The 20,336-nt window shown below is 46.8% G+C and carries 22 protein-coding genes and 2 pseudogenes; 7 read left to right on the top strand and 17 right to left on the bottom strand.

The features are described 5' to 3' along the window. Positions 1-26 precede the first annotated feature (26 nt). From QUB64_RS14460 to QUB64_RS14445, 4 genes and pseudogenes are all read right to left on the bottom strand, one after another. Positions 27-1,553 carry an aminotransferase class I/II-fold pyridoxal phosphate-dependent enzyme gene (locus tag QUB64_RS14460; RefSeq protein ID WP_333274904.1) on the bottom strand — a complete coding sequence of 509 codons (1,527 nt, stop codon included), beginning with the start codon at positions 1,551-1,553 and terminating at the stop codon, positions 27-29. A 53-nt stretch (positions 1,554-1,606) separates the two neighbouring features. Further along, positions 1,607-2,236, bottom strand: coding sequence for a response regulator transcription factor (locus QUB64_RS14455; RefSeq protein ID WP_333275000.1), 630 nt, complete (start codon positions 2,234-2,236; stop codon positions 1,607-1,609). 163 nt (positions 2,237-2,399) lie between these two features. Continuing rightward, positions 2,400-4,263, bottom strand: a pseudogene (locus tag QUB64_RS14450) (CHAT domain-containing protein). A 207-nt stretch (positions 4,264-4,470) separates the two neighbouring features. After that, positions 4,471-4,632: a hypothetical protein gene (locus QUB64_RS14445; RefSeq protein WP_333274901.1), complete on the bottom strand. Its 162-nt coding sequence runs from the start codon at positions 4,630-4,632 to the stop codon at positions 4,471-4,473. A 237-nt stretch (positions 4,633-4,869) separates the two neighbouring features. On the opposite strand from QUB64_RS14445, the gene QUB64_RS14440 reads away from it, so the two are divergent. The 3 genes from QUB64_RS14440 to QUB64_RS14430 all read left to right on the top strand — a co-directional run bounded on the left by QUB64_RS14440 (position 4,870) and on the right by QUB64_RS14430 (position 5,860). After that, on the top strand, positions 4,870-5,076 hold the full coding sequence (locus QUB64_RS14440; protein ID WP_333274899.1) for a hypothetical protein: 207 nt from the start codon (positions 4,870-4,872) through the stop codon (positions 5,074-5,076). 258 nt (positions 5,077-5,334) lie between these two features. Next, on the top strand, positions 5,335-5,604 hold the full coding sequence (locus QUB64_RS14435) for a class IIb bacteriocin, lactobin A/cerein 7B family (protein WP_333274897.1): 270 nt from the start codon (positions 5,335-5,337) through the stop codon (positions 5,602-5,604). Positions 5,605-5,719: 115 nt separating this feature from the next. After that, on the top strand, positions 5,720-5,860 hold the full coding sequence (locus QUB64_RS14430) for a hypothetical protein (protein ID WP_333274894.1): 141 nt from the start codon (positions 5,720-5,722) through the stop codon (positions 5,858-5,860). A gap of 422 nt (positions 5,861-6,282) precedes the next feature. On the opposite strand, the gene QUB64_RS14425 is transcribed toward QUB64_RS14430, so the two are convergent. The 9 genes and pseudogenes from QUB64_RS14425 to QUB64_RS14385 form a co-directional block, all read right to left on the bottom strand. Then, positions 6,283-8,031 carry an NHLP bacteriocin export ABC transporter permease/ATPase subunit gene (locus tag QUB64_RS14425; RefSeq protein ID WP_333274891.1) on the bottom strand — a complete coding sequence of 583 codons (1,749 nt, stop codon included), beginning with the start codon at positions 8,029-8,031 and terminating at the stop codon, positions 6,283-6,285. A 38-nt stretch (positions 8,032-8,069) separates the two neighbouring features. Then, positions 8,070-9,266, bottom strand: coding sequence for a hypothetical protein (locus QUB64_RS14420; RefSeq protein WP_333274887.1), 1,197 nt, complete (start codon positions 9,264-9,266; stop codon positions 8,070-8,072). A 269-nt stretch (positions 9,267-9,535) separates the two neighbouring features. Then, positions 9,536-10,246 carry an ATP-binding cassette domain-containing protein gene (locus tag QUB64_RS14415; protein ID WP_333274884.1) on the bottom strand — a complete coding sequence of 237 codons (711 nt, stop codon included), beginning with the start codon at positions 10,244-10,246 and terminating at the stop codon, positions 9,536-9,538. Then, positions 10,191-10,601 (bottom strand): hypothetical protein, encoded by a 411-nt coding sequence (locus tag QUB64_RS14410; protein ID WP_333274881.1) that lies wholly within the window; start codon positions 10,599-10,601, stop codon positions 10,191-10,193. Before QUB64_RS14410 ends, QUB64_RS14415 begins: the two co-directional genes overlap by 56 nt. 115 nt (positions 10,602-10,716) lie before the next feature. Further along, the gene (locus tag QUB64_RS14405) at positions 10,717-10,857 is read right to left on the bottom strand and encodes a hypothetical protein (RefSeq protein ID WP_333274879.1); all 141 of its coding nucleotides are present in this window, start codon (positions 10,855-10,857) and stop codon (positions 10,717-10,719) included. A 63-nt stretch (positions 10,858-10,920) separates the two neighbouring features. Then, entirely contained in the window at positions 10,921-11,184 is a 264-nt protein-coding gene (locus QUB64_RS14400; RefSeq protein WP_333274998.1) for an ABC transporter transmembrane domain-containing protein, read from the bottom strand. A gap of 180 nt (positions 11,185-11,364) precedes the next feature. Further along, positions 11,365-11,673, bottom strand: a pseudogene (locus QUB64_RS14395) (cysteine peptidase family C39 domain-containing protein); the annotation flags it as partial. Positions 11,674-12,262: 589 nt separating this feature from the next. After that, positions 12,263-13,429 (bottom strand): NHLP bacteriocin system secretion protein, encoded by a 1,167-nt coding sequence (locus tag QUB64_RS14390; protein ID WP_333274876.1) that lies wholly within the window; start codon positions 13,427-13,429, stop codon positions 12,263-12,265. 36 nt (positions 13,430-13,465) lie between these two features. Then, positions 13,466-14,050: a biotin/lipoyl-binding protein gene (locus QUB64_RS14385; RefSeq protein WP_333274874.1), complete on the bottom strand. Its 585-nt coding sequence runs from the start codon at positions 14,048-14,050 to the stop codon at positions 13,466-13,468. A 581-nt stretch (positions 14,051-14,631) separates the two neighbouring features. Here QUB64_RS14385 and QUB64_RS14380 point away from each other — a divergent pair. From QUB64_RS14380 to QUB64_RS14370, 3 genes are all read left to right on the top strand, one after another. After that, positions 14,632-14,880, top strand: coding sequence for a gamma-aminobutyric acid A receptor, epsilon-like protein (locus QUB64_RS14380; protein WP_333274871.1), 249 nt, complete (start codon positions 14,632-14,634; stop codon positions 14,878-14,880). A 202-nt stretch (positions 14,881-15,082) separates the two neighbouring features. Then, entirely contained in the window at positions 15,083-16,174 is a 1,092-nt protein-coding gene (ychF, locus tag QUB64_RS14375) for a redox-regulated ATPase YchF (protein WP_293125208.1), read from the top strand. Between the two features lie 26 nt (positions 16,175-16,200). After that, positions 16,201-16,557: a phage holin family protein gene (locus QUB64_RS14370; RefSeq protein ID WP_333274995.1), complete on the top strand. Its 357-nt coding sequence runs from the start codon at positions 16,201-16,203 to the stop codon at positions 16,555-16,557. A gap of 139 nt (positions 16,558-16,696) precedes the next feature. Here the strand turns inward: QUB64_RS14370 and QUB64_RS14365 are convergent, their stop codons facing one another. The 4 genes from QUB64_RS14365 to QUB64_RS14350 all read right to left on the bottom strand — a co-directional run bounded on the left by QUB64_RS14365 (position 16,697) and on the right by QUB64_RS14350 (position 19,098). After that, the gene (locus QUB64_RS14365; RefSeq protein WP_333274866.1) at positions 16,697-17,131 is read right to left on the bottom strand and encodes an NUDIX hydrolase; all 435 of its coding nucleotides are present in this window, start codon (positions 17,129-17,131) and stop codon (positions 16,697-16,699) included. A 251-nt stretch (positions 17,132-17,382) separates the two neighbouring features. Further along, positions 17,383-17,589: a hypothetical protein gene (locus tag QUB64_RS14360; protein WP_333274863.1), complete on the bottom strand. Its 207-nt coding sequence runs from the start codon at positions 17,587-17,589 to the stop codon at positions 17,383-17,385. A 30-nt stretch (positions 17,590-17,619) separates the two neighbouring features. Then, positions 17,620-18,069: a DUF3531 family protein gene (locus QUB64_RS14355; RefSeq protein ID WP_333274861.1), complete on the bottom strand. Its 450-nt coding sequence runs from the start codon at positions 18,067-18,069 to the stop codon at positions 17,620-17,622. Positions 18,070-18,084: 15 nt separating this feature from the next. Next, complete coding sequence (locus QUB64_RS14350) at positions 18,085-19,098, bottom strand: Sll0314/Alr1548 family TPR repeat-containing protein (RefSeq protein ID WP_333274859.1); 1,014 nt, start codon at positions 19,096-19,098, stop codon at positions 18,085-18,087. Positions 19,099-19,495: 397 nt separating this feature from the next. Between QUB64_RS14350 and QUB64_RS14345 the strand changes: the two genes are divergently transcribed. After that, positions 19,496-20,167 carry an ABC transporter ATP-binding protein gene (locus tag QUB64_RS14345; protein ID WP_333274856.1) on the top strand — a complete coding sequence of 224 codons (672 nt, stop codon included), beginning with the start codon at positions 19,496-19,498 and terminating at the stop codon, positions 20,165-20,167. Positions 20,168-20,336: the final 169 nt, after the last annotated feature.

Raw genomic sequence — 20,336 nt, 5'->3', positions numbered from 1 at the left:
CTCTTACTTTCCCATCTTCCTCATATTTACTGTCGCACAACCTTGAGAGTTTGGAGGCTTGGATCGCTGCAACCTGTGATTTTTCCGCCGGCGGCAAGGATTTGTTGCAGGTATTCAAGAGCTTTTGAGGTAATGATTTCACCGGGCATCAAAACTGGTATTCCTGGGGGATAGGGACAGATGAGTTCGGCACAGAGTCGATCGACCGCTTGGTCTATTGCTACGGTTTCCGCCGGGGAAAAGAAGGCCTCGCGGGGGGAGATTGGGGGAGTGGGAAAGGGGGAGAGGGGGAGTGGGGGAGTGGGGGAGAGTGGGAGAGGGGAAACATCTTGCTTCTTGCTTCTTGCTTCTTCCTGCAATATCCATCCGTTAAATCCGCTACATAATCCGCTGCCGAACTTCCTTCTTTCTAAAAGTGTAAAACCTTTAACTAGATTGTCGATATCTGATGCTGTATTTCCCAAGCTGATAATAAATGTTAAATGCTGCGGCATTGGTAATTCTGCGGTGACTGCAAGTTCCGAGTGCAGAATTTCATCAGCAGCAAATCCTGTGATGCCTAAATCGGATACTTTTACTGTTAGCCTGGTTCGGTCTAGTGCGGCAAAACCGGGCGTATTTAATGGTTCTAAAACTGATAAGCCGGGAATTTGACTGATGTGCGATCGCGCTTTTTCAGCAAGCAGTAAAGTTTGCGCCATCAACTGTTCGCCGTGGAGTGCGATTTGTTGGCGGGCGGCGTCTAATGATGCTAATAATAAGTAGCTGGGACTGGTGGATTGTACAAGCTGCAATGCTCGATCGAGTTTTTGGATATCTATGCGATCGCCCTTGACGTGCAACATCGATGCTTGTGTCATGGCACCGAGAGTTTTATGGATTGATTGTACTGTTAAATCAGCACCGGCGGCTAGTGCTGCTTCTGGCAAGTTTGGATGAAAGTTAAAGTGCGCGCCGTGGGCTTCATCTACTAATAAGGGTATGTTGTATTGATGGGTAATTTTGGCGAGCGCCCACAAATCCCCGCAAACCCCGTGATAAGTTGGGTAAACCACCATGACTGCTTTCGCATCGGGATGTTGTTTTAATGCTGCTGCTGCGGATTCCGCTGTGATGCAGTTGGCGATATCCCAATCCGAGTTATATTCTGGATTGACAAAAATCGGAATTGCGCCGGATAAAATCAAACCAGAAATCGCCGATTGATGGATGTTTCGAGGTAGGATAATTTTATCGCCAGGGCCGCAAGTCGCGAGAATTGCCGCGATTATTCCGCAAGTCGAACCGTTTGCTAAAAACCGAGTATGTTCCGCGCCAAAAGCCGAAGCCGCTAAATTTTGAGCTTCGGCAATTACGCCCTCTGGATTAAATAGATTGTCTAATTCCGGCAATTCCGGCAAATCCGATCGAAAAACTTGCGCGCCCAACAACTCAACCAGCGGCTTCGAGATTCCTCGGCCGCCTTTGTGTCCGGGGGCGTAAAATGGGGAGTGAGGCTGATTTGTGCGATCGCGCAAAGCATCTAATAAAGGCGTTTTTGTTTGAGAGTTCATCGCTGATTCGCTGCATCCTGATTTGATTATTTGGAATTAGGTGTCGTGCAAAACTACAGGCTGACAATGCCTCGTTTTAAGGCTGCGATCGCAGCTTGAGTGCGATCGCTAACTCCTAACTTGCCCAAAATATTGTTGATGTGAAACTTGACGGTACTTTCGCTGATCTGCAAAATTTTGCTGATTTCGTGGTTGCATTTACCAGTTACGATCAGGCGAATTACATCCAATTCGCGATCGCTCAATTGAGCGTTGTCCATGCGATCGGCTAGTTTAGCACCAACGGCGGTGGGAATGTACTTTTTACCACTAACAACCGTGCGAATTGCCAAAACAAGTTCCTCAGGTTCCGCATCTTTTAGCAGATAACTTTTGGCACCAGCCCGCAGCCCGCGATAAATATCTTCATCACCATCATAAGTAGTTAATACCACAATTCGAGCCTTGTCAAATTCAGCACAAATAGCAGTAATCGCCGCGACTCCATCCATTTGCGGCATTCGCAAATCCATCAGCGTCACGTCGGGTTGATATTGGCGGAACATGGTTAATGCTTCCTCTCCGTTGCTAGCTTTGGCGACAACTTTTAAATCTGGTTCTTGTTCCAGCAAAGCGGCTAAACCTTGTCGCAGGATCGCATGATCGTCGGCAATTAAAAGGCGAATCATATTTGATTGTTGAATCATCTTTTTTCCCTGTTAATTTTATGAAAGAGGACGGTCATCCTCACTACAAACTTTATTCCTGGACGCAGAAACCGGGTTGGACGAAAATACTGCATTCGAGCTTTTAACAAAGAGTGAAAAACCTGGTTTCTTTGGTATTTATTCGTAAGTCCTAAGAAACTTAATCGGCCTCCCCAATCAACGTGAACGCAGCCCAATTTCGCGGATTAGAATGAGTTTTCGTTTTCATTGTGGTCAACATTGCTTGCCGCAAAGCCTGTGCCTTATTCGGGTTGTTCTGAAGATTTTGATAAAATGCCTGCATTAATTCGGATGTAGGCGCATCGGGAACCGCCCATAAAGAAACAATTACACTAGGCACTCCTGCCGAAATCAAAGCCCGCGACAAACCAATCACGCCATCCCCGGTAATTCTCCCGAATCCAGTGTTGCAGGCACTCAAAACGACTAAGTTTGCTTGCAGTTTCATGTCGAAAATCTCTTCTGCGGTCAATAAGCCGTCATCGCTACCAGAAGGAGCCAGGGCGATCGCACTTGCCAATCCGCGCACATTATCCAGCAATCCATGAGTTGCGAGGTGAATAATTGATGCTAGGGGCATTTTTTGGACGATCGATCGCAGCTTTTGTACCTTGTGCGCCTGTGATGGCTTCAGTGTTGAGCAGAGGGGCGATCGCGATCGCTTCAGCTTCGGCCCCAGGTAGGGGAGACAATTGCTGTTTGGGAGCTCCGAGATAGGCAGACACACTGGGCATGGTGGGATTGCCTAAGACGAGAGCGTTACTACTGTTAGGTTGCTGCTGTGCTAACTTCTGTTGTCGAGTTAATGCCAGAACTTGAATCGAAGGGGAGGTGAGAATCGTGTGTTTTTCGATTAAGTAAGTACCGTTGGTATCTTGTAGGGCCCGAAAGGGCACTTGGAACAAGGAACCTTGAGGAATGAAGATGACGTGGGCATTAGGATCTTTGGGTAGGAGGCTGGCAATGGGATCGATCAGCAGTTGATGTAGCGACGGTAAGTCGGGTTGGGGTTGGGTGGAGCCAAAACTGCTGCGACTGCGGACAGCCAGGAATTCTTGATTGCCAATGATTAAGCTGGTTAGAGAGGCGTTGTGCTGCTGCCAGAGGGGTTTGAGGTCTACCTCGCGGAATGTGATTTCGCCTGTGGGTTGAATCACCCAGATGTAGAGCGCGGATTCACGCCCTACTTGTTTGCCCTGAATCTGGAAGTCGTCGTAGACGATGGAATACTGCACCAAAGTGGCGTTCTGTGCTTTGGCGATTTGGCGGATTTGCTCCTGATTCGGAGAAGAGGCGATAACCGGATTGGTAGAACCTGAAGATAAGCGTTCACTCAGGAGATCGACAAAAGCACGAGCACGTCCCCGCTCGGAAATTTCTAAGGCGGAGATCGGGTTATTCTGAGCTACCCGGACTTGTTGTAAAGTCCGATAGGTGCGAGCTTGTTCTTCAAAGATGGAGATTTTATTGGCATCGTTGGAGCCGAGCAGTTGACGCATCGATTCCCAAACTTGAATCCCATCAATCAGCATTTTTTCAGATTCTGTTGGGTTGCCAACCTTTAAGAACGCCAATCCAAGGTTGTTGAGCGCCGTACCTTCCCCTTGGCGGTCTTTAATGGAGCGGGCGATGGCTAACTGTTGCTGAATATACTCGATCGCTTTGGCATAGTCGCCTAGATAGAGGTAAGCGGCTCCCAAATTGCCCAGTGCTGCACCCTCCCCGTAGCGGTTTTTGATGGCGCGATAAATTTGGAGTGCCTGTTGCCAGGAATTCAGCGCTGCTCTTAATTGGCTAATCTGAAGCTGTTGAATCCCCTGCTGCAAGAGCCGATCGGCCTCTGCTTGACGAGCATCGGTAGTTTGAGCGATCGCTGGGAATAGAGAGTCAGGAGTAGTTAATAGGAAAGCAGTGGTAAGTAGGAACAGGGAAATGGAAGCTAGGAAAACAGGAGTGAGCCTAGAGTCGATCGATTTGAGTCGCTTAAATGAAGAATACAGCATAGGATTCTGGGGTTGGGATTTAGAGAGTTAGCCCGATCGCTCTTTCTGCCATCGCGCGATCGCCTCAATCTGCTTAAATCGATAATTTAAATCTTAAGCAACCCAGATGGTAAATTCATTCGTTCTACCCACAGATCCGATCTTCGGAGGGGTGCAATGTTGATTGCGGGAAAGTGCAATGGATATTGATACCCATTGCACTTCTCACTACAGCTTGTTTAATAATGTCAGCAGCTTTCTTGACTCTCGGGCGATCGCACAATTGCCTCTTGGAGTGCGATCGCCCTTTTTTTGTACTACTCTTAGGGCTTTCTTAATTGCCGATCGCACTTTGGTAACGCTCATCAATAGGAGGCAGGCTTGACTCATCACAGGGGAGTGTTACCAGTCTATCGTTGTAGGAGAGCGGCGATACCTAGCCAAAAGTTCAGGTAATCTCCCGATTTTATAGCCAGTTCTTAGCTAGCTTTTTTATCGGTTCACAACTCTACTTTGAGCTAGCTACTTTAGCCGGGTAATTTAATATACTAATAACATCTAACAGGAATTAAGCAATCCTACAGCTTAATTCCATGACCAAAAACTTCATCTACCAGGGTAAAAACCATGTCTGATACTGCAAATCATGACCTGAATTTTAATTCTGAGATTCCCACAAACGAGTTGGCTGATGGTGAACTGGATGAGCGCGATATTGAAGCTATTAATGGAGGAGTTCGACGTTGCCCGCCCGGCGATAAGGATGATGGGCTGCTTGAGAAGATTGGACGTGGTTTCGATAAGGTTGTGGACAAAATTATATTTTGGGATTAGACCAAATCGAGATCCAGCCAATCCTGTTGCTGAAGAATTGAACGACTTGGAACTCGAAGCGCGCAGGCGACATCCGTACTATCACAACCAGTCAAGCGCCTATAAAACCGCGCTTGACAATTCATTACCAAGATTTGGGTAGGGGCGAAGCATTTGGGCGACAATCGGGCTATCAATACCTTGATATATATGTCCAAATGCTTCGCCAAAACGCAGCACAATTGCCAGACACAAATAATTCGATTAGGAGCAAATCTTATGTCTTTTGAATTTGAAAGCGTCAATCCTTCTTTTCAAGAAGTCTCGCAAGCTCCGGAACTCCAGCATCAGAGTCAGTCAGATACTTCTGAGTTAAGTGATGATGAGCTGGAGCAAGTTAATGGTGGAATACTACCTTTGTTAGCCCTTGGTGTACGGTTGGCAGCCCCAGTTATTGGCCGCACTGTGGCTAATCTGGGTAGGTCAGCAGGTGGACGTGCGGTAGGCGAGGCGGTAAGGGATTTTACTGGAAACAATGATGATTGCTAAAGATAAATAAGGAGAAAAATGACTCAAGAAGGATCGGGTTTTTGCGATGAGATATTCACCCGAATCCTTCGCCCCTACGGGGGTTAGGATTTAGCTTCCCTTATATACAGAAAATATGAATGCAATACAGCCACTATACCTGATGCAGCAAACCCCCGATACGGGCAACGCTACAATATTTAGCGTTGGCTTAGTTATCGCCTGCTTGCTATTGCTAATTTTGTTGTGGTTGCCCGATTTGCTGACCAAAGAATAAGCATCATTCTGCTCGATTCATAGTGATGGCTGTAGGGGCGGGTTCGCTAACAATAATTGTCGAAAATCAACAATCTCGTAAACCCGCCCCCACCCCACCAAAAATACAAATGTACCGCTAATTTATTGGTAAAATATTGATTTAAATCAAGCGGGGGAGAAAGAGGTTTTACGAGATTGTTCGATCTGCGTTCGAGATTTTGGTGAACCCGCTCCTTCTATATTGAAAGACGTAGAGTGCGATCGATCGTTGGGCGGGGGCGGGTTTATGAAGTTGTGGGTTTTCGGCAATTATTGTTGGTGAACCCGCCCCTACAGGAATTAGGATCGATTCACGTCTACATGATATAATTCCTACCTAAAAAACAGAACAGAAACCCGGTTTCTATTCTGTTTTTTACGTGGGCATTTTACGTTGAATCTCTACTCTATCTGCAGCTCAACTAATCTCGCAAATAATCCTCCCTGTTCGATCAATTCTTCAAAGGAACCCACCTCCACTAAACGGCCTGCTTCAAGCACATAAATTCGATCGGCATTGCGAATCGTACTCAGGCGGTGGGCGATGACAATTCGGGTAACATTTAACTTGTCTAAACTCTCAGTTACGATCGCCTGCGTGCGGTTGTCCAAAGCACTCGTAGCTTCATCCATCAGGATAACCTTTGGTTTGACAACCATTGCGCGGGCAATTAACAATCTCTGCCGCTGTCCTCCGGAAAGATTCGTGCCGCCTTCGCTGACAACCGTGTGCATTCCCATCGGCATTTGTTCGATATCGGCGGCTAAACCGGCCATTTGCGCGGCTTCCCAAGCTTCCTCCTGCGTTACCAGCGCCCCGCAGGTAATATTGTCAAACATCGAACCAGCATTAATTCTGCCGTTTTGCAGCACTACTCCTAACTGCCGCCGCACTGCTTGAAAATCGAGGCCTGCTAAATCTTGATTGTCGTAATAAACAGTGCCGCTTTGTGCTATTTCAAATCCCAATAACAGCCGAAATAATGTTGATTTGCCACTGCCCGATGGCCCGACGATCGCGATAAATTCCCCCGGTTGAATATTGATGCTGACATCATCTAAAATTGGGGGGCCGTCCGATCGGTAGCGGAATGTCGCGCGATCGATCGTAATTTGACCTTTCAAGCGGCCGGGATCGGCTTTTGTCGGGTCAGATTCCGGGATTCCCTGGACGATCGGTTTGGCGCGCTCCCACAGCGGTACAATTCCTAAAATATCAGTTACGGTATTACTCAAATCTGTGATGCCGGAAAGAAAGGTTCCGAAGGCGGAATTAAAAGCGAGAAATGTGCCCATATTCAGTCCGTCGCCTCCTGTTTGAGAGGTTTGCATAAATTGAATTGCCAACCAAAACATCAGAATAGAACTGACTAACGGCAGCGCTTCGTTAAATACTGAAACGCTGTCGTCAATTCGTTTAATTCCTGTTTTTAGCTTGATTTGCTGGCTGTACTTTTTCGCCCAAGCTGCAAAAGCTCGCCCTTCTGCGGCAGCTACCCGCAACTTTGATACTCCGTTAATCAGTTCTACTGTCAGCCCGTTAATGTCGCCTTCTCCTGTTTCCATCTGCCGCTCTTTTGGGATTAAGAGCAAGCTCGACGTGACTGTTACTATAACTGCGATAAAAGTTAAACCAATTCCAACTAAAGCCAGCGGCAAGCTGTAAACAAACATCAGCCCTAAATTCAACAGGGAAAATATGGCACTTAAAAGTGTCCGCTGTGTCGCGCCGCTGAGTTGGGCGCGAATTTGATTTACTGCTAACAAGCGAGTTAGCAAGTCCCCGGAAGAATAGCTGCGAAAAAATGCCGGTTTTAATCTCAGCAATCGATCCCAAACTGCCGGCTGGAGAGTGCCGCTGGCAGCATTTTCGATCCGCAATGTCATAATTGTTTGGGCCATGCTAAATACAGCCCGCCCGATCGCCGCAACTAACAACACCAGCCCTAACTGCCACAGTAAAACGCGATCGCTGTCAGGAATAGCATCATTGACCAAAATCGAGGTAGCTTGCGGTGTCACCATCCCCAGCAGCGTTCCCAATATCCCCAGCCCGAAAGCAACGATAATGTCTTTTTCGTAGCCCTTCGTCCCGAAGCGAAACAGTTCCGCAGCGTTGCGAAGCAATAGCGGCAGGGGTCGGTAAAACATTTGAGTTTCTGGCGACAACTGTTGGGCTACTGCCTTAGTTACCCGTTTGCGAGTGCGAGCGCATCGCACAAAGTATAGCGATATCCCTTACCGGGAAGCAAAGCTACTGGTCGTTTGCCACACTTTGTATAAGCAAGCAGCGGGCCGCAGTTCTGCCGCCACCAATCCCCGGTCAGCAACACCCGGCGGGTGCGAAATTGGGACGATCGCGCGATCGCCTCCATCGGATCTTTAACTCGACTCAAGTCTTCGGAACCCGCCGGGGGATTAACTGTTATCCCTTGTGCCTTACCTACAGCCCCAGCAGCGATTAACAGCGGCGTTCCTTCCTCAGACAAGGCTGTTTTTCGGGGATGCAGCACCTCGGTTAACTCTCCCAAAGCTGTCTGGGTTACTTGGCTGTTTAGCTGTTCTCGTTCCTGAAATCGGCCCAATTCCTCGGCTTTTTGCCGGGAAACCAGCAAGTTCAAGCAGCAGCCGAAATACTCGTGCAGCAAAGCTAAACTCGCCCGCAGCCCGGAGGCATTTTCCATCTCTGCTGTTGAGAAGGTTTGCACCTCAACTTGCCCTACCGCTGCCAACAGCATATTCCCAGCCAAAGGAAACGCTGGGGAAGCGGAATTTAACTGCAATTCCCCCACACTCGCATCGCCCGATCGCACCTGTACCCAGACAACAGTTTCCGGGGGCGATCGCAGCATTTGACCTTTTTGCAGCGATATTTGCTGCGAGGCTGCTGCTAAAACTACAGTAGTTTCCGGGGAAACTATGTCATCGGCGATCGCCCGCGATCCCAAATGCTGTATCCACCCTTCCACAAGGACGATCGCTTTGTCGTCACCAGCAGCAACTAAAGCGGCACAATCTGTAGCTGCGATCGGTTCCAGTTCGGTTTCGGCGATCGGCACCGCCAGAATTCCCCACCGATCCCCCAGGGCCGTAGCGAACAAAGCCTCGCCTGCACCGACGCTGAACAGGTAATGGCGGTTGCTGGCTGGTTTCTCACTTTGTATCTTCCCTGCAAAAAGTGCGATCGCGCCCGATCGAACAATCCATACCCGATGCGGGTCATTCAGCAGCAGCGGTTCATTTCCTTTAATTCGGTGCAGTTTCTTAACAGGATTTAGATCTAGCATAGTTAGTAATTGGTAATTAGTAATATCAAGTTCGATCGAATCGATCGAATCGATCGGGCAGATCCACAGGCCCGCCGGGGATTCAAATCCCCGTCTCATAGCCAAAGTCGGTTAAAACCGACTGAATAGCCCCCATCAAACCATCGCTCATTTCATATCATGTCCGCTCGAACAACGACTATAAAATTAGTTTGTAGTGAGGAATGCAAGTCCTTGACTGCTGAGGACTTGCATTCCTCACTACAAACATTCTTTATTACGGGTAATTGACCGGACATGATATCAGTCCTCTGAGCGAGGACTTTAGCTTTGAGACAGGGAATTCATTCCCTGGCGGACTATCGGGCTGTCCCTAGTATTTCTACTATTTATTGTTCATTCCCAACCAAAAGAGCATAAGCTCCTCCCAGCTTTTGTAACTCCTCATGAGTGCCTCTTTGAACTACTTTACCCCCTGCGAGCATAATAATTTCATCGCAATCTCGAATCGTACTCAAACGATGAGCAACTACAATACAAGAAGTGCCCCGCCGCCTCAAATTCCGGTCAATAATTAACTCAGTTTCAGCATCCAGAGCACTCGTTGCTTCATCCAGCACCAACACTGCGGGATTTCTCACTAAAGCCCTAGCAATTTCCAAGCGCTGCCGCTGTCCGCCGCTCATATTTGTCCCCCCTTCATTCAGTTGAGCATCGTATCCTCCCGGCCTATTCAAGATAAGTTCGTGAATTGCCGCATCAACGCACGCTTGCACTAAATCTACTTCCGGTACTGTCGGGTCCCAAAGCGTCAGATTTTCCCGCACAGTGCCGGCAAATAGAAAGATCTCTTGTTCGACCATTGCCAGCGAATTCGCTAGGATAGAACGGGGAATTAAATTGCGAGGAACCCCGTCAAATAAAATTTCGCCATTCATTGGTTCGTAAAGTCCGGTAACAAGTTTGGCAATAGTAGATTTACCAGAACCGCTGCCCCCGACTAACGCTACTCGCTGACCCGGTTTTACGCTTAAGTTCAAGTTTTCAATTAGTGGCGCTTCCAAGCGGCTGTAGCCAAAACTGACACGGGAGCAATTCAATGCTTCCTTGCAGGTGAAAAGCATCTGGTGCAAGGGCGACGCGGCTGTTTCCATTATTAAAAGCATCGCGGTCTGCTTCGGGATCGATCGGGTTTTGCAGAACGTCATCAAGTCGGTTTAAATCGGCTTCTAATTCTTGCAGGGTGCTGCCAAAATTGACGAGATTGTTAACTGGCTGGAGGAATTGCTGAGTCAGACTTTGATAGGCAATTAACATCCCGATACTCAAACCGCCATTCATCACCCGCAAGCCGCCGACAACTAAGATAGCAGTTGCCGCTAATGCTGTTAAAAATGCTGGTAATATTGACAAAATCTGAGTGGGTAGAGCCAATTCTTGCTGAGCGTTGCTCATGTTGGCATAGTACCCGGCAAACTTAGAAAATAAATCGAATTCTCAACCGCTAGCTTTCACAGTTTCGATCGATTGAATGCCCGCGATCGCAGCACCGCCAACCTTACCTGAATCCTTACGCTAATCTGGTGTTAGCATCGACGCGGCTGCGGGATAAAGATTGCAGTGCCAAAAAGTTTAAAGCTGCAAAAACAGCAGCGACACTCGTCAATACCCAGTCGTACATCACCATAATTATCGCATATAAAACCATCATCACCGCGTCGATCGCAGTTGCAGCAAGTTTCCCCGATAAAATATCAGCAACCTTGTCATTAACTTAGCAGCGGCTGCTAATTTCACCTGCAAACCGCTGGGTGTAAAATCCCACAGACAAGCGCAAAGTATGCCAGAGAAACTGTCCCGACATCGAAATCGCAAGCTTGTTTGCCAACCGCCGCAAATAAAACAATCGCATCCGCGCTAGCAGCCCTTGAATAGCAGCAGCAAACAGCATTCCCAGTATTAAAGGTCGCAGCCATTCGTGACGGTTTTCGACGAGAATTTCATCAACAAAAATTTGGGTAAATGCCGCGCCAGCCAAACGGGGAACGGTGAGTAACAAACCAGCAATTAAACAAAATGCGATCGCCCAGCGGGAACTTTGCAATCGGGAATCTAAAGCAGTAGCAATACTCGGTTTTTTTCCGCCTTTTTTAAACTCCGGCCCTGGTTCAAAAGTCAAAACAACACCAGTGTAAGCAGACTTAAATTCTTCCAGGGAAACAGTCCTCGGTCCCGATGCGGGATCGTTGAGGTACACCCGCTTTTTCTTCATCCCCTCGATGACCAAAAAGTGATTGAAATTCCAAAAAACAATAAAAGGCGGTGGTACAGTTTTCAACTCTTCAACAGTTTTTTTAAATCCTTTAGCATCTCAGCCGTAAATTCGGGCTGCTTTGAGGATATTAGAAGCTTTACTGCCATCGCGAGAAACGCCACACTCGCTTCGCAATTGGGCTAAAGGTACTGGATGTTCGTAGTAACTCAAAATAATTCCTAAAGCAGCAGCACCGCATTCTACTGCTTCCATTTGTAGCAGTGTGGGAGTACGAACCCGCCTTAATTGGCGTGGCATAAAAAACTTGTCAATCCAGGGAATTTTCATCGGTTATAAGGCTGAAACCCATAATAAATTTTGCTTGTAGGCGACTGCGCGATCCCCCTCGCATCCCCCGAATCGTTGCGGGGACTTTGACTGCTCTTGTCCCCCCCTACAACCAGGGGGGTTATACCATTTTTCTGTGAAGCTGCATAGAATATATCCTTGACAGGAAAGGATTTCAGGCTTCCCATTCTGTGCAGCTTCATACAGAATTGGTATTAGGGGGGATCTAGACTTCGATATAAACAATAGAGACGGTCGGTTTAATAGTAAGGTGCGTCAGATATTACTATCAACTACCAACTGTAAGGTGCGTCGCTACCAGATGGTCGATTTTGGTTTGGGATGGTTGGTGGCGACGCACTCTACAACTATCAATCAATTGACAATTGACAACTACCAACTATCAACTGTAAGTAAGGTGCGTCGCTACCAGATGGTCGATTTTGGTTTGGGATGGTTGGTGGCGACGCACCCTACAACTATCAATCAACTGTCCCAGGTCAACAGTCAACTGTTAATAAACCCCTGTCAAAGACCTAAAAATAGGAATCACGTAAGAAATCGGCGCTAACTGCCCGATTTGAACCCGAACTAGGGCAGTTGTACCAGGGGAAATCTTGAGAGGAGGCCCGTTCGATGAAGACCATTTGTAACCGCTGAAAGTGTTCTGATCTTCCTGCAATTCCACAAAAAATTGCACGGGATCACCGCCACCAGCTATGTTTTTAGAGATGCTGTCAGCCAAATTTTCATTGCCGATAATTGCCGACATATCTTGATTAGTAACCGGAAAAGGAGAAACTTGCGTTATTTTGCCGACAATGCCGCCGTAGCGCTCTGGCTTGACGACGCTAGGGGTAACTTGTACAGTCATTCCAGGTTTAATTTGCTTGCCGTCTCTGTCAGCCAAATAGACAAGGCTGACCATTTTTTCACGATTAGCTTTAGCTTCAACTGTCCCGATTCTAGCGCCGACATTCAGCATTTGACCTGCAACGGCGCTAACTTCTAAAACGCGGCCACCATATTGGCTGGTAATTTTGCTGTCGGCAGCCAACTGATTCTGCAAGTGGGCAATTTTGCGTTTAATTTCCTGAATTTGATTTGTTTGGGCGATCGACTTTTCTAAATCTTGCTGAGCTAGTTTGACCGCTTGGGTTTCCATGTCTTTAATCTTAGTTTTGATTTCGTCAATTTTGTTCAGGTTTTGCAGGTAATCCCGTTCGGCGTTACTTTTTTGAACTTTAAGTTCTTGGAGATTGTTTTTAATTTCGTTAAGGCGGTTGAGATTTTGCAGGTATTCTCGTTCGGTATTGGTAGCTTCTACATTGAGTTGTTGCCGATTGTTTTTGATGTCGTCAATTTTATTGAGATTTTGCAGGAATTCGCGAGCGCTATTAGTTTTCTGAACGTCGAGTTCCTTTAACTGCGTTTCAAGATCCGCCAATTGCATCTGAGAGTCGGCGAATTCCTGTCTCGCTTGCAGCATTACATCCTCGCTGATAGCCCTTTCTTGTTCGTAAAGAACGCGGCGAGTTTCAAAGCGCTGCTGCAAAGTTTCTACCAAAGAAGTGATATGCTGTTTTCGCTGCAAAAGACTGTCGCGTTTTTTAGCGATCGCAGCCAGAGTTTGCTGCCGCAATACCGGCGCCACTTGTTCTCGGCGCAAACTTTCTTCCAAACTTTGGCGTTTTTCTGCTAATGCTGCCAGAGTTTGCTACCGCAGTACCGGCGCAATTTGTTCTCGGCGCAAACTTTCCTCCAAACTTTGGCGTTTTTGCTCTAATGCTGCCAGAGTTTGCTGGTGCAGTAGCGGCGCAACTGACTCCCTATTCAAGCTTTCCTGAAGGTCTTTTTGCTGCTGTTCTAGGATTTTTAATTCCAGCGCAATCTGCTGTTTTTGCAGCTTATTAGTATCTTGCTTTTGCCCTTGCAGTTCAGCTAATTTTGCTTGCTCTTGCTCTAGCTGCTGCTTGAGGTCGAGTTTATCAATTCTGCCGATTTCTTGACCCCGTTTGACAACATCTCCCGGCTTGATATTCAGCTTGATTAATTGACCGGAACTAGCAGCTTGAAATTGCACGACGCGGCGGGGCACAAGCAACACGCCTTGACCGGAAACAGTCAGCCCAATTCGCCCGATCGCACTCCAAACACCCGCAGCAGCAACTAAACAGCCAATTGCAGTTAGTCGCAGCCACGATCGAGGACTGACTACCTGCATCATTTGGTCGAGGCGTTCCGGTGAAGATAAGCGATCGATCGCTTCAGTAGTGAAAAGTTTGTTTTGTTTTACCTGCATCAGCTACTCCTTTCGTAACGGGCGATCGCGTTCTGGCTGCAAGCAGGGGTGCATTTGAATGGGAAATTCTTTGGGGGTCACAATTGAGACACAAACAATTTCTCAACTAACCTTCAAAGCTTCCGTGCAATTACTATAATTTTTTCACGCTTGTTTGCAGCTTGCCTTACGAGTCACTGTACGACAATTAACCCTGGTGAGACCCTAACCAACAGTAGAGTTTTCAGCTAACAAAAAGACCGACTGCAAGCTCGTCTTCAGACGGGGACATCACCCGAACTTTCGGCTAGGTTTCGTGCCAAACTACACGCTAGCAATGCTTTTTACGTACTCCGACAAAGAAACCGGGTTTTTTACGCCCGTGTGCGGGCTGCAATGCGTCTTTTCGTAAAAAACCCGGTTTCCAATCCCCCATGCGTCCAGGACTAATACAGATAAACTAGGTTGCTGTAGTCTATTCCCAAAAGCCGATCTAAAATGCTCTCAAATTCCACTAAAAATAATTTTTAAGTATTTAGATAGATGTCATATTATTAGTTTTTTATCTACCATAAATACATGGAGTTACTAAGAGAATTGCTGTGATTTATCCCACTCCCGATCCGTTTCCCGGGCCGCAGATTCCCAGTACCGAACCCGGGCTGCCGACTATACCGACATCGCCACCAGTACCGGGCCCCGTACCCGAACCGATTCCCAGCCCCGTACCCGAGCCGGTACCTGCACCAATCCCGCAGCCAATTCCCGAACCGGTGCCGGAAACAGTACCCTCGCCGATTCCCCAGACAGTCCCAGGGCCAATTCCTCAGACAATCCCTGAACCTGTTTAAATTAAGCAACAGGAGGGCGGGTGAGTGAAACAGTCAACTCGCTTCTACTATAGAGCCGTGCCTTACCCGCCCCGGAGGGCACGCCTCAGATATGATTGTTTTTTTGCACTTACTTACTTAGCTGTGGAAGTTAGAAGGCACAAGTCCGATATATTGCGGATACTTATGATATTTTGAAACAGTGATATGTTTCTAAATAGCTATGCTTACCGCCGGAATTGTCGGACTGCCTAATGTTGGCAAATCTACTCTGTTTAATGCTTTGGTGGCTAATGCCAAGGCGACTGCTGCTAATTTTCCTTTTTGTACGATCGAGCCAAATACGGGTATCGTGGCAGTACCCGACGAACGGTTGAAGGTACTGAGCAATATTTCCAATTCTGTGCAAACTGTGCCGACGCGGATGGAGTTTGTGGATATTGCAGGTTTGGTGAAGGGTGCGAGTCAGGGCGAAGGGCTGGGAAATCAGTTTTTGTCTCACATTCGGGCTGTAGATGCGATCGTCCACGTTGTCCGCTGTTTTGACAATGATGATATCATTCACGTTTCGGGTTCTGTCGATCCGCAGCGAGATATTGACATTATCAATCTCGAACTGATTTTAGCAGATTTGGCTCAAATTGAACGCAGACTCGATCGCACTCGCAAACAAGCCCGCAACAACAAGGAAGCTCAAGCAGAAGTGAACGTGCTTGAAAAGTTGGTTGTGGTTTTGAATGCCGAAAAACCAGTACGCCAGTCAAGTTTAACCGACGAAGAAGCAGAATTAGTTAAAGGTTTAGAATTGTTAACAAACAAGCCGATTATCTATGCGGCGAACGTGTCTGAAGACGATTTGGGAACCGGAAATAGCTATGTCGAACAAGTCCGGGAAATAGCAGCTAAAGAAAATGCTAAGGTTGTCATAGTTTCGGCGCAAGTCGAGTCAGAATTGGTAGAACTACCAGAGGAAGAACGAGCAGATTTCTTAGAATCTCTGGGAGTGACTGAAGGTGGCTTAAAATCTTTGATTCGAGCTACTTACGAATTATTGGGTTTGCGGACTTATTTCACTAGCGGGCCGAAGGAAACTCGCGCTTGGACGATTATCGCAGGAATGTTAGCACCGCAAGCTGCGGGGGTGATTCACTCTGATTTTGAGCGGGGTTTCATCCGGGCCGAAACTGTGGCTTATGAAGATTTGGTGGCTACCGGTGCGATGAATGCGGCTAAGGAAAAAGGCTTACTTCGCAGTGAAGGAAAAGAGTATGTTGTACAAGAGGGGGATGTGTTGTTGTTCCGATTTAATGTTTAGGTTTTTAAGGAGATAAGCACGTGCACATAAATATCGTTTCGCTAGTAATTGCTTGGCTGGTAACATCTGTGAGCTTTTTTATTATTTCCAAGTTGCCCATAGGCGTGGATATTGACACTTTTGGAAAAGCCATGGTTTCGGCGGCGGTTTTTGGATTGCTAAATGCTTTAGTGCGGCCGATTTTTATGTTGTTTACTTTTCCAGCTTTGTTGATAACTTTTGGTTTGTTTATGATTGTTATCAACGCTGCTATCTTTGGATTGGCGGCTTGGTTAGTTGATGGATTTCGCTTGCGCTGGGGAATTTGGAGTGCTTTGTTGGGTGCTATAACCCTAAGTTTTATTAACTCTTTTCTCTACAGCATTTTACCTAATCTTCGCTAGGGAAAGCGGAAGGGGCGGGTCGATCTATCTGGTTAGCTTTGGCAAGTATTTCCTGGTAAAACCCGCTTCTACTGCAAATATTTTCGGTGAAAATTGCCTTTAAGGTATTTGCTGGTTGAGATTTGGAGCGATTGAGTTATCAGCCTTCGCAATAGTCGAGAAAGCTTTCTGGAACTAAGCGCAATTCGCCCGAGCGAAAGCGGTCAACAGGCATCCAAAATGCGGTACATTTCAAGTTTCCGTCTACAAAATCTAAACTTTCCAATTCATAGAATCTGGAGTCAACAAAATCGCACTGGTAGAGTTGTATTAATTCGTGTCCGGCTTGGCCATTGAAAATAAAAAAGGTTTCCAAACAAGCTAAATATTGGATATTGGTTAACTCGGCTTGAATTTCTTCTTGAAATTCTCTTTGCAAAGCGTCGCAACTGTGTTCTCCGAATTCTACGCCGCCGCCCAGAGCTCGGTACAATGTGTCTTGTTTTACCGGATCTTGGAACTGGGAAACGAAAATGCGATCGCGCGATCGAATTAATCCTAGAACAATTACACGAATTTTAGGTGATTTTTGCATAATTATACCATTTTACCAAAATCATCGAACAGTATTTGTAAGGTGCATCGAAGAAAGAACAATCCCTAAATTTAATCGAAAATCTCAGCGACGTACCTTACATATTAGGTATACGAAACAACCGTCTATTTCACTCTCGCCCTGTTTGTCAGGTGGGATCTATGAGATTGTCCCTCTTTCTTGAGGATTGTCGGTGGCGATACACCCTACGCCTGGGGTTTCATCTTCTTTGCATCAAAGATTTATAGCCTTTATACTGACGGTAGATCTGGTAATGGGTAATGGGTAATGGATAATAGATAATGGATAATGGGTAATTGGTAATTGGTAATTGGTAATTGGCTGCTCTTGCTTACTGCTTGATTCTTCCGTCTAACTAATGACCAATGCCCCATGCCCCATGCCCAATTCCCGATTCCCAATGCCCCATGCCCCATGCCCAATGCCCCATGCCCCATGCCCAATGCCCCATGCCCCATACCCAATGACTAATTATCAACAAAAGCCTCTCGACTGCGACTGTTTTCCACAGGCCAATTTTTATTCTCCCCGCCAATAATCAGTTTTTCAATCGTGACGAATTCTTTGCTAAGTTGCTGGAAAACATTAATTAAAACATCGATCGCGATCGCATCGCTAGTCCCCAAATCGAACCAACAGCGAGCCCAAGAACCTTGATACTCCATTTCTCCCATATTGTGCATCAAAGCCATCATGCTTTGGTCGGCTCGATTAGTATCGTAATCCATGTCACTGATATCTAAGCCTTCATCTTGAACTTGCAAATTTTCCGCATTAAATCCTCCTAGTTTTCCCAAGAAAAACCAAGAGTCAAACACTTCTTCAACATACTGTTTTTCACCGTTTGAAGGCACGTTGCTGAACTTCAGCCAAATCCAGAGGTCAAAGGGGTTAAACTCGCGAAACTGTACTTGCATAGTTTTTTGGTGTTTCTATAATTGTGGTAAAGCCGTCGGGCCCCAGATGCCATCTGCATCTCTAATTTTATCGCGCATCGGGTCACAGTCGCGAGATTTGCTGTCGAGACGGTTGCGGGTTTTGCACTGCTGAAAGAAGATTTCGGCTACTAAACTGCGCGGTAGTTGGTCTGGTTTTGCTAAGGCGGCATCGAAGTTTTTTCGGGCTTCTTCAAGTAGGGTTTTGTTGTTGGATTGAGTCTTGGCTTGAGCAAATAAGACTTGTGCTTTGAGATAAAGAATTTCGGGGTTGCTGGGTGTTTCTGCGAGTGCTTTGTTGGCAAATTCTAAAGCGCGATCGTACTTTTTCAAATCTCGATAGCCTACAGCGATGCCGCGATAAGCTAAGTAGCGGGGCGAGGCTTTTTCTTCCAGTCTTTTAATAGCGTCGCTGGGGTTGGAAAATGGCAGGTTTGAGGCTAGCATTAAATCCATGTAGCCTTTGAGCAGGTTGAGTTCGGGGTCGTTGGGCGCTATTTTTTCAGCGGCATCTAGGTACTGAAATACGACTCGCAATTTGTTGAGTGCTTGGGGCGCGCCTTTAGCTGTTCCTTCTTTGGCTATGGCATTTGCTCCTTCTAGAAAGTGACCTGCTGCTGTGTAAATGTTGCCGCGCAAGGGGTTAGTCTTAGTTAATTTTTCACCGACTTCGCGGGTTTTTTGCGCGTAGGTATTCATCGAGTTTAAGTCCTGCTCGATGTAGGATAATGAGGCTGCCATTGCATAGGCTAGCGGCTCGTTTGGTTCGGCTGATAGTGCTTGTTGAACTTGGGCTTTGGCTTGTTTGTAGTTTCCTTGCTGAAACATTGTTCTGAAGGCGGTTTCGGTGTTGGGCCCGATCGCCTGCGGGTTGCTTGTGCGGAAGGGATCGCCCGCTACTGCCGAGTTGATGCAGATGCCCAGGGCGATCGCACTTGCACATATCGCCCGCACCGTCTGTTTATAACTTAACATTTGCTTGCCAAGCGATGCTAAAGGGTTTTTCGTCATTGTCAATTTTCTCAACGAAATATATTGTAAACTAGAAACAAGAGATTTACGTTCTCAGACTATCGGGCCGCTAGCAAAAAAGAGTTAAATTTGCTTGATTTTTTGTGGCTGTTGCGGTATATTTTAATAATGGGAGTGTGACTTCTCATATATATGAAGGGACAGATTTCCATTGTTAAAATATACCATAAAAAATGTCAAATATCAAACGCCAAGGCTGAAAAAAAACCAAATTTTTTGTAAAGATTTATGTAAAATAAATTTGGGCGAGCGGCACCAGCCAAAAACAACCTTAACTATTAATAGCACAACCAAGAGCTGAGGGAGACACGATTCCCAATTCCCAATTCCCAATTCCCGATGCCCCATTCCCCATTCCCCATTCCCTATTACGTTAATGCTTTATCTAAAAAACTTAGTCTATCATCCTACAGCCTGTCCGAATGCTATTCTGAAAAACATCAACTTAGAACTGCCATCGCAGCAAATGGGGCTGATTGTGGGCCGCAGCGGTTCTGGAAAAAGTACGCTTTTAGAAATATTAGCAGGTTTAGCCGAAAAAACTAGCGGCGACATCCGCTGGCGCGAACAAGAATTAACACCGGAACACTTGCAACAGTTAGGAGGTTTAGTGTTCCAGTTTCCAGAAAGACATTTTTGTGGGGGCACAATTTTAGAAGAATTGCGACTGGGACATCCCGAATTGGGACAAGAACAAATTAACTCAGCGATGACAGAAGTTGGGTTGGCACATTTGCCGCTGCGCGCTTCTCCCCACGCTTTGAGCGGCGGACAACAGCGCCGGGTGGCCCTGGCGGTGCAGCTAATTCGCCAGCCGCATTTGCTGCTTTTGGATGAACCGACGGCGGGTTTGGATTGGTCGATGCGCCGACAGTTGGTAAGCTTGTTGGGTAAGTTGAAAAATCACTGGACTTTGTTGATTGTTACTCACGATGCTAGCGATTTGTTGAGCGTTGCTGATAAGTTTTGGACGTTGGATCACGGGGATTTGCAGGAGGTCGATCGCACGAAGTTAGAGGCTAAGGAAGCAAGTTGTGTAAGTCAGTAGTCAGTAGTCAGTAGGCAGTAGTCAGTAGTCACCAGTCATGAGTCATTAGTCATTAGAAGTGCGAGCGTCCCCGCTCGCGAACGTCCTGCCTTGCTTGCTGTCCTCGTTAGCAAACCTTGTCATTAGTCATGAGTCATTAGTTCTTTCGATAGTTATTAGAAGATGAACC

Origin of the sequence: Microcoleus sp. Aus8_D2, assembly GCF_036702665.1 — a bacterium.
Classification (GTDB): domain Bacteria; phylum Cyanobacteriota; class Cyanobacteriia; order Cyanobacteriales; family Microcoleaceae; genus Microcoleus.
This window is presented reverse-complemented; position numbering and strand designations above follow the sequence as displayed.

What these genes read in the sequence shown, in the direction of transcription:
- QUB64_RS14460 (WP_333274904.1), bottom strand. Translation starts at nt 1,553, where the DNA reads ATGAACTCTCAAACAAAAACGCCTTTATTAGATGCTTTGCGCGATCGC.
- QUB64_RS14445 (WP_333274901.1), bottom strand. Translation starts at nt 4,632, where the DNA reads ATGAGTCAAGCCTGCCTCCTATTGATGAGCGTTACCAAAGTGCGATCG.
- QUB64_RS14440 (WP_333274899.1), top strand. Translation starts at nt 4,870, where the DNA reads ATGTCTGATACTGCAAATCATGACCTGAATTTTAATTCTGAGATTCCC.
- QUB64_RS14435 (WP_333274897.1), top strand. Translation starts at nt 5,335, where the DNA reads ATGTCTTTTGAATTTGAAAGCGTCAATCCTTCTTTTCAAGAAGTCTCG.
- QUB64_RS14430 (WP_333274894.1), top strand. Translation starts at nt 5,720, where the DNA reads ATGAATGCAATACAGCCACTATACCTGATGCAGCAAACCCCCGATACG.
- QUB64_RS14425 (WP_333274891.1), bottom strand. Translation starts at nt 8,031, where the DNA reads ATGTTTTACCGACCCCTGCCGCTATTGCTTCGCAACGCTGCGGAACTG.
- QUB64_RS14420 (WP_333274887.1), bottom strand. Translation starts at nt 9,266, where the DNA reads ATGAGACGGGGATTTGAATCCCCGGCGGGCCTGTGGATCTGCCCGATC.
- QUB64_RS14410 (WP_333274881.1), bottom strand. Translation starts at nt 10,601, where the DNA reads ATGAGCAACGCTCAGCAAGAATTGGCTCTACCCACTCAGATTTTGTCA.
- QUB64_RS14405 (WP_333274879.1), bottom strand. Translation starts at nt 10,857, where the DNA reads ATGATGGTTTTATATGCGATAATTATGGTGATGTACGACTGGGTATTG.
- QUB64_RS14385 (WP_333274874.1), bottom strand. Translation starts at nt 14,050, where the DNA reads ATGCAGGTAAAACAAAACAAACTTTTCACTACTGAAGCGATCGATCGC.
- ychF (WP_293125208.1), top strand. Translation starts at nt 15,083, where the DNA reads ATGCTTACCGCCGGAATTGTCGGACTGCCTAATGTTGGCAAATCTACT.
- QUB64_RS14365 (WP_333274866.1), bottom strand. Translation starts at nt 17,131, where the DNA reads ATGCAAAAATCACCTAAAATTCGTGTAATTGTTCTAGGATTAATTCGA.
- QUB64_RS14360 (WP_333274863.1), bottom strand. Translation starts at nt 17,589, where the DNA reads ATGGGGCATGGGGCATTGGGCATGGGGCATGGGGCATTGGGAATCGGG.
- QUB64_RS14355 (WP_333274861.1), bottom strand. Translation starts at nt 18,069, where the DNA reads ATGCAAGTACAGTTTCGCGAGTTTAACCCCTTTGACCTCTGGATTTGG.
- QUB64_RS14350 (WP_333274859.1), bottom strand. Translation starts at nt 19,098, where the DNA reads ATGACGAAAAACCCTTTAGCATCGCTTGGCAAGCAAATGTTAAGTTAT.
- QUB64_RS14345 (WP_333274856.1), top strand. Translation starts at nt 19,496, where the DNA reads ATGCTTTATCTAAAAAACTTAGTCTATCATCCTACAGCCTGTCCGAAT.